This window comes from Xanthobacter flavus (genome assembly GCF_017875275.1).
GTDB classification, from domain to species: domain Bacteria; phylum Pseudomonadota; class Alphaproteobacteria; order Rhizobiales; family Xanthobacteraceae; genus Xanthobacter; species Xanthobacter flavus_A.
In genome coordinates this window covers 203,161-216,394 of record NZ_JAGGML010000001.1, presented here as the reverse complement: position 1 = coordinate 216,394, position 13,234 = coordinate 203,161, and the positions used below count along the sequence as shown (strand labels likewise).

10 protein-coding genes and 1 pseudogene are annotated in these 13,234 nt (G+C 66.6%); 4 read left to right on the top strand and 7 right to left on the bottom strand.

Annotation, left to right across the window (positions count from 1 at the left end; all coding sequences use genetic code 11):
• Positions 1-821: 821 nt before the first annotated feature.
• From J2126_RS01055 to J2126_RS01025, 7 genes and pseudogenes are all read right to left on the bottom strand, one after another.
• Positions 822-1,199: a hypothetical protein gene (locus tag J2126_RS01055; protein WP_149577669.1), complete on the bottom strand. Its 378-nt coding sequence runs from the start codon at positions 1,197-1,199 to the stop codon at positions 822-824.
• A gap of 22 nt (positions 1,200-1,221) precedes the next feature.
• Positions 1,222-4,431, bottom strand: coding sequence for an efflux RND transporter permease subunit (locus J2126_RS01050; protein ID WP_149577668.1), 3,210 nt, complete (start codon positions 4,429-4,431; stop codon positions 1,222-1,224).
• The gene (locus J2126_RS01045; protein ID WP_149577667.1) at positions 4,428-4,817 is read right to left on the bottom strand and encodes a P-II family nitrogen regulator; all 390 of its coding nucleotides are present in this window, start codon (positions 4,815-4,817) and stop codon (positions 4,428-4,430) included. The genes J2126_RS01050 and J2126_RS01045 overlap by 4 nt, the downstream gene beginning before the upstream one ends.
• Positions 4,807-5,796: a divalent metal ion exporter adaptor subunit IhpB gene (ihpB, locus tag J2126_RS01040; protein WP_149577666.1), complete on the bottom strand. Its 990-nt coding sequence runs from the start codon at positions 5,794-5,796 to the stop codon at positions 4,807-4,809. Before ihpB ends, J2126_RS01045 begins: the two co-directional genes overlap by 11 nt.
• A complete protein-coding gene (locus J2126_RS01035; protein ID WP_149577665.1) occupies positions 5,793-7,064 on the bottom strand; it encodes a TolC family protein in 1,272 nt (423 codons plus the stop codon). Before J2126_RS01035 ends, ihpB begins: the two co-directional genes overlap by 4 nt.
• A gap of 65 nt (positions 7,065-7,129) precedes the next feature.
• Positions 7,130-7,561: a hypothetical protein gene (locus tag J2126_RS01030; RefSeq protein ID WP_149577664.1), complete on the bottom strand. Its 432-nt coding sequence runs from the start codon at positions 7,559-7,561 to the stop codon at positions 7,130-7,132.
• A gap of 158 nt (positions 7,562-7,719) precedes the next feature.
• A pseudogene (locus J2126_RS01025) lies at positions 7,720-8,154 on the bottom strand (MerR family transcriptional regulator); the annotation flags it as partial.
• Between the two features lie 67 nt (positions 8,155-8,221).
• Between J2126_RS01025 and J2126_RS01020 the strand changes: the two are divergent.
• The 4 genes from J2126_RS01020 (at position 8,222) to J2126_RS01005 (ending at position 13,133) form a co-directional block, all read left to right on the top strand.
• Positions 8,222-10,471: a heavy metal translocating P-type ATPase gene (locus J2126_RS01020; protein ID WP_149577662.1), complete on the top strand. Its 2,250-nt coding sequence runs from the start codon at positions 8,222-8,224 to the stop codon at positions 10,469-10,471.
• A 291-nt stretch (positions 10,472-10,762) separates the two neighbouring features.
• Positions 10,763-11,404, top strand: a complete 642-nt coding sequence (locus J2126_RS01015; protein ID WP_209483271.1) for a hypothetical protein — start codon at positions 10,763-10,765, stop codon at positions 11,402-11,404.
• A 3-nt stretch (positions 11,405-11,407) separates the two neighbouring features.
• On the top strand, positions 11,408-12,475 hold the full coding sequence (locus tag J2126_RS01010) for a helix-turn-helix domain-containing protein (RefSeq protein ID WP_209483269.1): 1,068 nt from the start codon (positions 11,408-11,410) through the stop codon (positions 12,473-12,475).
• A 181-nt stretch (positions 12,476-12,656) separates the two neighbouring features.
• Positions 12,657-13,133 carry a hypothetical protein gene (locus tag J2126_RS01005; RefSeq protein WP_232847562.1) on the top strand — a complete coding sequence of 159 codons (477 nt, stop codon included), beginning with the start codon at positions 12,657-12,659 and terminating at the stop codon, positions 13,131-13,133.
• The last annotated feature ends 101 nt before the right edge of the window (positions 13,134-13,234 follow it).

Below are 13,234 nucleotides of genomic sequence, written 5' to 3'. Positions count from 1 at the left end.
AAAGACGGCCGCCGGGATAACTTTCCTGCTGCACGTCAAGGAATTCATGTCGCTCTTGCTCCTCCACGCCGAGCGTCGACGGATACGGCTCTGCGAAAGCCGTAAGCGGAGGGAGGATGAAACTAAGAGCAACGACATAAATCTTCATGATTTAACCTCGAATGTCGAATTAAACTTGATTTATTTCATTTGTTTTCAACATTCGCGTAGCGAGGAGGGGGGATTTCTACGCCTAGGCCGACACCACTACGGGTCTCGTTCGCCCATTGCCCGCACACTCTCCACCCTGGGGGCCCCGACGACGCACCTTCATCGAAGGGGGAGACGTGCGGGCAAGCGTGGCACTCGCACCGCACCGCAGCGCAGGCCGGATTGCGGGTGTCTTCGTCACTCTGATGGTGGTTTTCATCCGTTAATGCGCTCGCTTCTAATGACATCGCGCTCGCGTTCCAGGAATACCCCGGAATACACAAGACTACGATCAGCATGAGACTTAGCAAAATGCTTCGGAGAAAGCCTCTCACACCGCCTCTCCCTCTTGATCGAAACGACCGAATATTGAATTCACCGGCTGGATTCCATAGTGCGTTGCTCGGACGGAACATCGCGCGTCTGGCCGGAACGGATAGATGTGCTGCGACCATGGGGCAACGGGTGAGTAACCCCGAGTTGGACGTCTCGAAAATCGTGCCTCTGCTTCTCACGATATGTCTTCGGTCGCGGATCGAGTGCCAGTGCCGGCGACGCGATGCCGAACACGAGCACGCACAAGGTGCCGCGGGCAACGTAGTTCCACACAGTACTTTTCATGACACACTTCCTTATGGGGTGGTGAACTTGGCCTGACCGGACTTGCCGGCCGGGGTTTTAATGAGCAGCGTGACCGCCGTGCCCTTGACGATGGTTGAGGGCGCCTTGCCGGCCAGGGTCTGACCGCCTGCGGTAAGCTGGATAGTCTTGCGATCGGCGCCGGAGGCCAGCATGGCAGAACCGGTAAAGCCGGCGGTATCGACCGGCTTGCCTGCCTCATCGACTACGTGGAAGGTCAAGGTCTCGCCCGAGACGACAAGTTCGGCATGGACGCCGGCGACGTCTTCCAAGGGGCCGCCATTGGGACCCTTCTGCGCACCATGGGCATGCTGGGCGAGGGCGGGCCCAGCGGCAAGCAGGCTGAAAGCGACGATCAGGCTCTTAAGCACGGGTCTTTCTCCGATTTTGGGGCTAGGGGGATGGGGCTTCGGCCTGCGCCTCGGGGGAGGCCGCTGGCCTGGTCTCGCGCCGGAACAGCACGTAGAGCGCTGGCAGCACGAGCAAGGTGAGGATGGTGGAGGAGATGATGCCGCCGATGACCACGGTGGCGAGCGGCCGCTGCACCTCCGCGCCCGGGCCGGTGGCGATGGCCATTGGCACGAAGCCGAGCGAAGCGACCAGCGCCGTCATCAGCACCGGGCGCAGGCGTGTCAGGGCGCCGTCGCGCACCGCCGTCACCACGTCCCGCCCTTCCGCCCGCAGGCGCTGGATGAAGGCGATAATGACGAGGCCGTTCAGCACCGCCACGCCCGAGAGCGCGATGAAGCCGATGCCGGCGCTGATGGAGAGCGGCAGGTCGCGCAAGATTAGCGCCGCGATGCCCCCCGTGAGCGCCAGCGGCACGCCGGAGAACACCAGCAGCGCATCCGCTACCGAGCCGAAGCTCATGAACAGCAGCAGGAAGATGAGCAACAGCGCGATGGGCACCACGATGGCAAGGCGCTGTGTGGCCGAAACCAGCTGTTCGAACTGGCCGCCCCAGCCGATCCAGTAGCCTTCGGGCAGCTTCACCTTATCTGCCACCTGGCGCTGGGCGTCGGTGACGAAGGAGCCGAGGTCGCGGTCGCGCACGTTGGCGCTCACCACGATGCGCCTTTTGCCGTTCTCCCGGCTGATCTGGTTCGGGCCAGGGGAGACCGTGAGGTTGGCGATGGCGGACAGCGGCACGTAGCGGATCTGCCCGCCAGATCCGGGGACCCAAGCGGCCTGGACTGGCTTGGCCTCATCGCTCGCCGCAGGGGGAAGCGGCACCGGCAGCGCGCGCAGGGCCTCGATGTCGGTGCGCAATTCCTCCGGCAGGCGCACCACGATGTCGAAGCGGCGATCGCCCTCGAACAGGGCGCCGGCCTCGCGGCCGCCCACCGCGATCTCCACCAGTTCCTGCACGTCGGCGACGCTTACCCCGTAACGGGCCATGGCCGCTCTATTGAGGGCGACCGTCAGCATGGGCAGGCCGGAGACCTGCTCGGTCTTCACGTCGGCGGCGCCCGGCACCGCCTGGAGCACGCTCTGCACCTGCCCGGCCACCTGCAGCAGCATGTCGAGGTCGTCGCCGAAGATCTTGACGCCCACATCGCTGCGGATGCCGGAGATCAGCTCGTTGAAGCGCAGCTGGATCGGCTGGGAGAGTTCGTAATTACTCCCCGCCACGCCCTCCGCCGCCTTCTCGATGTCGGTCATCACCGCGCTCTTGGACTTGCCGGGGTCCGGCCATTCGGCGCGTGGCTTCAGCATCACGTAACCGTCGGAGATGGAGGGCGGCATTGGGTCGGTGGCAACTTCCGCCGTACCGGTGCGGGCGAACACCTCCTTCACTTCCGGCACCTTCAGCAGGCTCTTCTCCAGCGCCTGCTGCATCTCCAGCGACTGGGTAAGGCTGGTGCCCGGCACCCTGAGCGCCTGGATCGCCGCATCGCCCTCGTCGAGGCTCGGAATGAACTCGCCGCCCATGCGGGAGGCGGCAAGGCCACTCGCAACCACGAGGCCGGCCGCGGCCACCGCCACCACGGCGCGGTAGTTGATGGCGGCATCGAGCAACGGCGTATAGAAGCGCCGCGCCCCGCGCATGATGACGTTCTCGTGCTCGGAGACCTTGCCCGTTACCAGCAGCGCGATGGCCGCCGGGATGAAGGTCATGGAGAACAGAGCCGCGCCGGCCAGCGCCATCAGGACGGTGATGGCCATGGGCGTGAACATCTTGCCCTCCACCCCCGTTAGGGTGAGCACCGGCAGGTAGACCACGGCAATGATCATGGTGCCGAACAGGCTCGGCCGGATCACCTCCTTGGAGCCGGCGAGGATGGTCTCGAACCGCTCGGCGCGGGTCAGGAGCCGGCCGCGCCGATGCTGCTCTTCCGCCAGCAGGCGTAGGCAGTTCTCGACGATGATGACCGCCCCGTCGATGATGATTCCGAAGTCGATGGCACCAAGGCTCATGAGGTTGGCGCTGACACGGTTCTCCACCATGCCGGTGATGGTGAAGAGCATGGCGAGCGGAATGACGAAGGCCGTCACCAGCGCCGCGCGGAAATTGCCGAGCAGCACGAACAGCACCACCACCACCAGCAGCGCGCCTTCCAGAAGGTTCTTCTCCACCGTGGCGATGGTGGCTTCCACCAGGTGTGAGCGGTCGTAGACGGCACGGGCGATGACGCCTTCCGGCAGCGAGCGGGAAATCTCCTCCAATCGCGCGGCGACACGCTGGGCCACGGTGCGACTGTTCTCGCCGATGAGGAGCATGGTGGTGCCCAGCACCACCTCTTCTCCGTTCAGGGTCGCCGCGCCGGTGCGCAGCTCACGCCCCTCGCGCACCTCGGCAATATCGCCTATCCGCAGCGGCGTGCCGCCCCGGCTGCCGATGACGATCTCGCGGATCTCGGCGGCGTCCGCCACCTGGCCCGGCGTGCGCACCAGATACTGCTCGCCGTTGCGCTCGATATAGCCGGCGCCCACGTTGGCGTTGTTGGCGGCCAGCGCCGTCATCACCTCGCGGAACGAAATGCGATTGGCCATCAACCGCGCCGGATCGGGCAGCACATGGAACTGCCGCTCGAAACCTCCGATGGTGTTCACCTCCACCACCCCCGGCACGGTGCGCAACTGCGGCTTGATGATCCAGTCCTGGATGGTGCGTAGGTCGGTGGGGCTGAAGGGCTGGCCGTCAGGCTTCTTCGCCCCGTCCCTGGCCTCCACCGTGTACATGTAGATCTCGCCAAGGCCCGTGGACACCGGCCCCATGGCGGTCTCCACCCCCAGCGGAAGCTGGTCCTTCGCCTGCTGGATGCGCTCGTTCACCAACTGGCGGGCGAAGTAGATGTCGGTGCCATCGCGGAACACGACCGTCACCTGGCTGAGGCCATAGCGGGACAGCGAGCGGGTGTATTGCAGGCCGGGCAGGCCGCCCATGGAGGTCTCGATGGGAAAGGTGATGCGCTGCTCGGTCTCCAGCGGCGAGAAGCCGGGCGCCGAGGTGTTGATCTGCACCTGCACGTTGGTGATGTCGGGCACCGCGTCGATGGGGAGGCGCGTGAAGTTCCAGGCCCCGAAGGCGCCGATGGCGAGGCAGAACATGACCACCAGCCAACGCTGGCGGATGGAGAAGGCGAGGATGGCGTCGATCATCGCGCCCCCTCCTGAGCCTGAGCTTTGCCTGCCTCACGGATGCGGGCGAAGCGCTCCACCGGCGTAACGAAAACCACTCCGTCACCGCGGTGTCCGGTCCACCCAGCGCGCGTGAGGGTCGAGATCACTGCCTCCACGACGCCGGCACGGCAGACGATCTGCAACTGGAGATGGCGCTGGTAGGTGAGGTCGTATTCGCTCGCCACATAGGTGCCGCCGGCACCGCGGCCGCGACCTTGGCCGCGCGCTTCGGTGAAGGTAAATCCCGGGAATTCAGGTAGCTCGTGCAGGGCTCGCACCACGCGCCCTTCAAGATGAGGATGAATGAAGGCAGTGACGAGCCGCAGGCCGTCGTCCATCGCGCCGGGGGACGCCTCAGTGCTCATGGCTAGCGCTCCCTTTGGCGAGTTCCGCCTTCACCACGAAGCTGTTTCGCGCGGCGTAGACATCACCGGGCATGAGCCCGAACAGCACCTCGGCCCATTCCGCATCGCGATCACCGATCTCCACATCGCGGGGGGCGAACGCGTCACCGTCGCGCACGAACACGACGGTGCGGTTGTCGATGGTCTGAAGCGCGCTGGTTCGGACCGCGAGATCCACCGGCTTCTCAGTCAGGGTGATGGTGCCCACGGCGAACAGGCCGGGCCGCAGCCGCATGCCGTCGTTGGGAATGACCGCCCGCGCCAGCGCGGTCTGGGTGTCGGCTGATCCGATGGGCGAGACATAAGCCACTCGGCCGTCGATGACCTGCCCACCGTCCTCCGGATCGATGGCGACCTTATCGCCGGCACGCACCCGTGGAAAATCGCGGCGATAGACGGAGAGATCCACCCATAGAGTCGAAAGGTCGGCCACCACGAAAGCCGGCTTCTGTTCGGAGGCGTATTCGCCAAGCCCGACTTGCCGGTCCACCACCGTGCCGGAGATCGGCGCCTTCATGTCGTAGGTGGTGAGGCTCTGGTTGCTTTCGACGACCGCGAGAACGTCGCCCTTGGCCACCTTGTCGCCGATCCGCTTGCGGATCTCCCGGACGATGCCGGGAAAGCGCGGGGTTACCTGGACCACGTTTTCCTGATTGGGCTGGACCAAGCCATTTAGGCGTAGCTTCTGGCGAAGCGTCCCGGGGCTGGCCGTCTCCAGGCCGATGCCGGCAGCAGCAAGCCTGGTGTCGTCCAGTTCCACCCCGCCCTCGGCATGTCCGCCTCCCTCTTCTCCATGCCCACCCTCCGCACCATGTCCGCGCTCAGCGGCTAGGCTGCCCGAAACGGGAGCGTTGCGGTCCTGGAATGCGTACAGCGCCCCCGCGCCGGCCAGCAGGCCGATGAGGAGCATCGCCACGTCGCGTCGCGCCGTGCGGCTCATTTGGCTTTTCCTTTGTTGAGATTCACCGGCCGACCCGTCAGCCCTTCGAGGGTGGCGAGTGCGGTGTGGAACGAAACCAGCGCATCGAGCTCGCGCAGGGCGGCGTCGGTGAGGGTGGACTGGGCGTCAAGCAGTTCCAGGAGCGTGTAGCGGCCTTCGGAATAGCCGGTCTCTACCCCCTCGAAGGCAGTCCGCGCGCCTGGAATGGTGCTGCCGCGCAATAGCGCTATTTCGTCGAAGGCCGCCCTCATCCCGTCATGGGCCCGGCCAAGCTGGGAGATGAGGGCATTGCGGGCGATGGCTTCCTCCGCTTCGGCCCGCAGCATCTGTTCGTTCGCCTCGGCGATGCCGCCGTCATTGCGGTCGAACAGGGGGATCGGCATGGACAATGAGAAGCGCATGCCGCTGTCAGCGGTCTCGTTGTAATGCCGGTAGCCGACCCCCAGGGTCACGTCCGGCACCGACTTGGCCTGTGCCGAGCGCAGGTCCGCCTGCCGCTGGGCGCGCAGGGCGGTGAAGCGGGTGAGCTGCGGATTGCCCAGCGCCTGCTTGACAAGCCCCGGCAGTGGCGGGGGGGCGCTGACCTTCAGCAGGTTGCCGGTCGCCCGCCCGAACCTTGCCTCCTGAAGGCCCATGAGCAGCGCGAGTTCCCGCCGCGCGGTGCCGAGCGCAGCGCGGGCTCGGTCCAGCTCCACCCGGGCGAAATCGGCGGCGACACGGGCGCGGGAAATCTCGGCCGGGGAGGAAGCGCCGGCCTGGACGCGGTTCTGCAGCAAGGGAGCGAGCCGCTGGATCGCCGCCACCTGCGTCTCAAGAATCTGGGCGCGCTGCTGCGCCCCGAGCACGGCGGCGAAGGCGGCGGCGGTATCCGCCAGCACCTGCAGGCGGATCGCCTCCCGCTCCCAGCGCGCCACGCCGACCCCGGCGCCGGCGGCCGCCAGCCGCGCCTCGCGCTTGCCGCCCAGCTCTACCAGTTGGCTGATCTGGATCGTCTGCTCGGCAAGGTCCAGCCCCTGGTAGGAGCCCGAGCCCGCCGCATTGTCCACCTCTAGGGAGAGGTTGGGGTTGGGCAGGGCCCCGGCCTGGGTATTGCGGCCGGCTGCGATGCCGATGTCGCGTTCCGCCGCCGTGAGGCGCGGATTGGCGGCAAGGGCGCTGGCGAGGGCGCTTGTGAGGGTCAGCGGACGGGCGGTTTCGGCGCGCGTCTGCGACGCGTGAAGCAGCGCGAGCGCTGCCCCAAGCGCAAGCGCGAGGGCACGAGGCGACATGATCTGATCCAAAGTCTGATGGCGGATCGCCGACGCGGGGCGTCAGCGCGCGAGCAGAAGTCGGATCAGGCGCGCGGGGGGCGGATGTCTGCGGGAACGGAGCGGCCGGCGCTCAGGCGCGTGGGCGCTACCTCCGACGTGGATGGCAGACGCAGGGCCTCGCTTGCTGCCGGAGTATATGGCACCACCATGGAGCAGCCATGGCAGTCATGGTCCGAGGCAGGCTGGGGCTGGGCCGGGTCATGCGCGGCGCCGAACACCTTGGCATCCGTAGCGGCGAGGGAGGGGTCCGCAACGGATGCCTCGACGGGCGACAGGTCGGTGCTCGACACACCGACGCCCGTCAGCGTAACTGAGGTCCCAGCCAACTCTCCCAGAGCGCCGTCCACATCAAAGATGTGATGCGCTGCCAGTGCGCTTGCGAACGGCCCGGCCACAAGGCATGCCACCACGACGACCGACACGGCGCGGCGGAACGCCGGACCGGTGATCGACATGAGGACTTTTGCCAAGACGCGAAGCATGGACCATGAGAGACCCCAAGAGCCGCGATGTGTCAAGTCTTTCGGAAGCGCTGCGTCAGCGTACCCGAAAAGCTTGGGAGATCGCTTGAATTTCGGCCGATCCCAAGGTTTTCGCCCTGGCCGTTATGAAATTGACATTGTCCGTGATCGGAAAGCGTCTCGATCACCCTGCACTGTGCCACGTGGCCGTGGGCGCAGCCGTCGACCATGCGTTGAAGCTCCGCCTCCAGCGCCCTTAGCGCGGCGATGCGGCTGCGCACCTCGATCAGCCGCGCGCTGGCGATCTCGTCCGCCGCCGCGCACGACTGCTCGGGCCGGTCCTGCAGCGTCAGCAGGGTGCGGATAGCCTCGATGTCAAAGCCCAGCTCGCACGCATGGCGGATGAAGGCCAGCCGCTGCAGGTGGGTGGCGCTGTAGAGGCGGCGGTTGCCCTCGGTGCGCGGCAGCGCCGGCATCAGGCCGATCTCCTCATAGAAGCGGATGGTGGGCACCTTCACCCCGCTTAAGCGCGCCGCCGCGCCGATGGGCAGGAGGTCGGGAAAATTTTCGGACGACGGGCCGGACATTGGGGCTTGCTCCTCTAGTGACTAGAGCATCTAGGATCCGCAGCGTGACGCAAAGAAAGGCCGCATCATGACCGCTCCTCTCGTTCAAAGCCGGTTCCGGGTGACCGGGATGGACTGCGCCTCCTGCGCCGCGAAGATCGAGGGCACCACGCTGCGCATCGCCGGCGTGGCGGAAGCCGAGGTCTCGGTGGCGGCCGGCACGCTGGTGATCCGCCACGCCCCGGACGCCGACCTTGCGCCCCTCGCCGGGCGCCTTTCCCCCATGGGCTACGCCCTCGCTCCGCTCGCGGCCGGCGGCGGGCAGCGCAAGGCACACGACCATGGAGAGAGCTGCGCGGGGCACGATCATTCCGACCACGACCATGCGGGCCACGACCACACCGGCCACGATCACGCAAAGCACGACCACGCCGAAACCGGCGGCCACGACCATGGTGCTGTCCCCGCCGCCGAAGGCAGATGGTGGTCCACCGGCAAGGCGCGCCTCACCCTCCTGAGCGGCCTCGCTTTGGTTGCGGCCTCCGGCATCGGGACCTTCGTCCCGGCGGTGCAATCGTGGCTGTTCCTCGCCGCCATGCTGGTGGGCCTCGTGCCCATCGCCCGGCGCGCCATCGCGGCCGCCGCGAACGGCATGCCCTTCACCATCGAGATGCTGATGACCATCGCAGCGGCGGGCGCCGTGGTCATCGGCGCGGCCGAGGAGGCGGCGGCGGTGGTGTTCCTGTTCCTGGTGGGCGAATTGCTGGAAGGCGTCGCCGCCGGCCGGGCGCGCGCCAGCATCCGCGCGCTCACCGCGCTGGTGCCAAAGACCGCATTGGTGGAGCGCGACGGCGCCACGGTCGAGGTGCCCGCCGCCAGCCTCGTCGTGGGCGAGGTGATCCTGGTGCGGCCCGGCGACCGGATTTCCGCTGACGGCCTCATCGTCGCCGGCGAGAGCGGCATCGACGAGAGCCCGGTGACCGGCGAGAGCGTGCCGGTGCGCAAGGGGCCCGACGCCACCGTCTTCGCCGGCACCGTGAACGGGGAGGCGGCGCTGCGCGTGCGCGTCACCGCCACCGCCGAGGACAACACCATCGCCCGGGTGGTGAAGCTGGTGGAGGAGGCGCAGGAAAAGCGCGCGCCCACCGAGCGGCTCATCGATCGCTTCTCGCGCTACTACACCCCCGGCGTGGTGGTGGTGGCGGCGCTGGTGGCGGTCATCCCGCCGCTGCTGTTCGGCGGGGCGTGGGATGCCTGGATCTACAAGGGCCTTGCCATCCTCCTCATCGGCTGCCCCTGCGCGCTGGTGATCTCGACCCCGGCCGCCATCGCAGCCGGCCTCTCCGCCGGGGCGCGGCGCGGGCTGCTGCTGAAGGGCGGCGCCGTGCTGGAGACGGCGGGCAAGGTCACCACCGTCTGCTTCGACAAGACCGGCACCCTCACCGCAGGAAAGCCGCAAGTGACGGACGTGATCGCCTTCGCCCTGCCGGACGCCGAGGTGCTGCGCCTCGCGGCAGCGCTGGAGACCGGTTCGAGCCACCCCCTCGCCAAGGCCATCCTTGATCGCGCGGCAGCGGACGCCATCGCCATTCCCGTGGCGGAAGCCGCGCAGGCGCTGGGCGGCAAGGGCGTGTCGGCGCAGGTGGAAGGACGCGAGGTGTTCCTCGGCTCGCCCCAGGCCGCCGCCGCGCGCGCGGCCCTGTCGCAAGAGCAGGCCGACCGGATCGCGGCATTGAACGACGCCGGCAAGACCGTGTCCCTGCTGGTGGCCGACGGCGCCATCGCCGGGGCCATCGCCATGCGCGACGAGCCCCGCCCCGACGCCCCCGAGGGCCTTGCCGCGCTGAAGCGGGAGGGCATCCGCACGCTGATGCTCACCGGCGACAACCGGCGCACGGCGGAGGCTATCGGCCGGCAGCTGGGCATCGAGGTGCGTGCCGAGCTGCTGCCGCAGGACAAGCTGCGCATCGTCGGCGAGCTGCAGCAAGAAGGCGCGGTGGTGGCCAAGGTGGGCGACGGCATCAACGACGCCCCGGCGCTGGCCGCCGCCGACATCGGCATCGCCATGGGCGGCGGCACCGACGTGGCGCTGGAAACGGCGGATGCCGCCGCCCTCCATGGCCGGGTGAAGGACGTTGCCTCCATGATCGCCCTGTCCCGGCGCACCATGGGCAACATTCACCAGAACATCGCCATCTCGCTGGGGCTGAAGGCGGTATTCCTCGTCACCACCATTGCCGGCATCACCGGGCTGTGGCCCGCGATTTTGGCCGACACCGGCGCCACCGTGCTGGTGACCCTGAACGCGCTGCGGCTCCTCTCCTGGGGGCGTGGGTGACAGGGCGGGCAATTCGCAGCGAAGCCCGGCTCTTCATTCCAGACCTTGATAGCTCAACGCGCGCGAGTCTCTTGCTTCAGATCTTTTTGAGCACGGCGGTTACGAATATGAGGCTGCCCGCGAAGATCAGGCCCGCTATTGCGCTCGGTGGCCGGCGATGGCGGAGTATACCTTCACACTAGAACTCTTCTTCGATCCTTCGCCGCCCCCGACCACCCAACCAAGACAGTTGCTCGCGATAATTTTTTCCTCCACAAATGAGGGTAAGAAAATTATCGTGGGAGCGATTCGATGGCTGCGGTTCGCGTGCTTGCCGATCATCCTGAAGTTGACGCTCGCCTCGCCGAGTTCGGCGTCACGCGTCAGGAACTGCTTGAGGTCGTGCGCGGCGTGGTCGCTGCTCGCTCGGACGCGACGTTGGACGATCCCGCCTCGGCCGAAGGGCTGCTAGCGTATATCTATGGCACCCGCTATGTGCGGCAGGTCTTCCTGGCCCACGAATGGGTCCGCTACCGCGAGAACAACGTCGAATCGGTCAAACATCCCGACCGGCCGCTGAAGGTCGTGTACCAGAGCGTCGATCTCGCGGCCGACACGCTGCACAAGCCGCAGGCAGTGTCCGGAAAAGGTTCCGGTGCTGACCGCATCATTGCGGTGGGACAGGCGGGACTGTTCCCGGAGGAGGAGATGTCAGCGGCGCGGGATCAGAGCCTCGCGGAGCTCCAGACCGGCGTATGGTTCTTCTGCGTGTCGGTTCAAGGTGGTGATGTCCGTGCCGAGCTGTCGCTGCCTTCGGGCATTTCCGGCGGCAATTTCGAGGGCTTTATCGAGCGCATCTTCATCCTCGGTGGTGGTGAATGGCCGGCGGATGTCATCGTTGATAGCGATCGTCCGGATGGCATCGAGTTCGAGCCTGCTGTTTTGCGTCGCTAGGCCATGTTCAACATTGGCAGAATGGAGCTCGCGCGAAAGCGGCAACGGTTGACCGCCAAGGCTCTCGCCGAGCGGGCTGGCATATCGCCGGTCACCTTGTCGCGTGTCGTCAACGGGCAGCAGATTCCGGATGAAGACACGGTCGACGGCTTGGTGCGCGCGCTGGGATTCCCGCGGGAGTTCTTCTTCCGGGACGACGCGGCTCCGATCAGCGCTGATGCCGCCAGCTTCCGGAGCCTCACGGCGATGTCGGCGCGAGAGCGCGATGCGGCGCTCGCCGCCGGCTCACTGGCCTTCGAGATGTCAGCCTGGGTGCGGGAAAGGTTCGTTCTGCCTCAGCCAGACCTGCTCGACCTCAGCCATGAACGCGATCCCGCTGGAGCCGCACGTGCGCTGCGCCAGCATTGGGCGATCGGCGAGCGGCCGATCTCGCATATGATCAAGCTGCTTGAGACGAAGGGCGTTCGCGTCTTCTCGCTGGCCGAGAACACGAAGAATGTGGATGCCTTTTCCTGTTGGCATGATGGCGAGCCGTATGTCTTCCTCAACACCTTCAAGACCACAGAGCGCAGCCGGTTCGACGCCGCTCATGAGCTGGCTCACCTCGTCCTGCACAAGCACGGCGGTCCCAATCAAGGGCGCGCTGCCGAGCTCGAGGCACATGCGTTTGCATCGTCGTTCCTGATGCCTCACGACGACGTCGTGGCGACGATCCCATTCGTCCGAAGTCTCGATCAATTGGTGCTCGCAAAGAAGCGGTGGGGCGTGTCCGTAGCGGCACTCGCGCACCGGCTTCACCGGATCGGCCGGATCTCCGATTGGAACTACCGGACCTTCTGCATCCAGATAAACAAGCGGTTCGGCACAAACGAACCTGACGGTCTCCCGTCGGAGCGATCTGCAATATGGCACCGTGTCCTCACGGAGCTTTGGCGGGAAGGCGTGACACGCCGGCACGTTGCGGCCCGCCTGGATATCCCCGAGGCAGAACTCGACAATCTGCTGTTCGGGCTTACCGGCGATGTGAATCCGCCATCCGTCGGTGGTTCATCTCTCCGGCTAGTTCCGTGATTGAGCCCGGAAGTGTCGCGGATTCCATCGAGCGGCCACGCCCCGAGCTCTCTTCGTATGGCGTGGTCTCTTTGCGCTTGAGGCTACCGCTGGAGGTGATCCTGCTTGGCGCCGCGTGACCATCCCCGAGATGTGATCCGGCGACGGCAGTTCCGATGCCTTTCCTTCGCCGGGTGCGTGCGTGCGCGACGCACTCACTCATCCTGAGAAGGGCAGCGACGTCCATTTGCCACGAACCTGTGACAGCTTCGTACCGCTGCTCGCATTCCCAGAACGCCTCGCCTATGACATGTTGCGCTGCATGAAGGTCGCCACTTGGCTCCACAGGCTGCTCCCGATCCTTGCGATCGTAGGGCTTGTTGCCGGATCGTTCACCGCACCGGTGAACGGGGCCGCCATGGCGGCCGCCGTTGATATGTCCATGCCCGAAATGGCGGACGACATGCCGTGTTGTCCGCATGAGACGCCGGCGATTCCCGACTGCCAGAAGACCTGCCCATTGATGGCATTGTGCATGGCCAAGTGCTTCTCGGTGGCACCAATGCTTTCACGCCTGGCCTTCGTTCTGCGGGCCGAGGGCGATGCCCTCCGCCCGGGCAGTGACGTCATGGGCGACGCGCTCGCGATAGAGCCCCCAGCCCGACCTCCGCGAACCTAGAACATCGCCGGCGTTTGCGCGCCGGTTCGTGCCGCCCCCGCGAGGCTCGGGCGGCCGAGAGCGCGTGGCCGTAGGCCGCGCAACGCCGGGCCATGCGCACG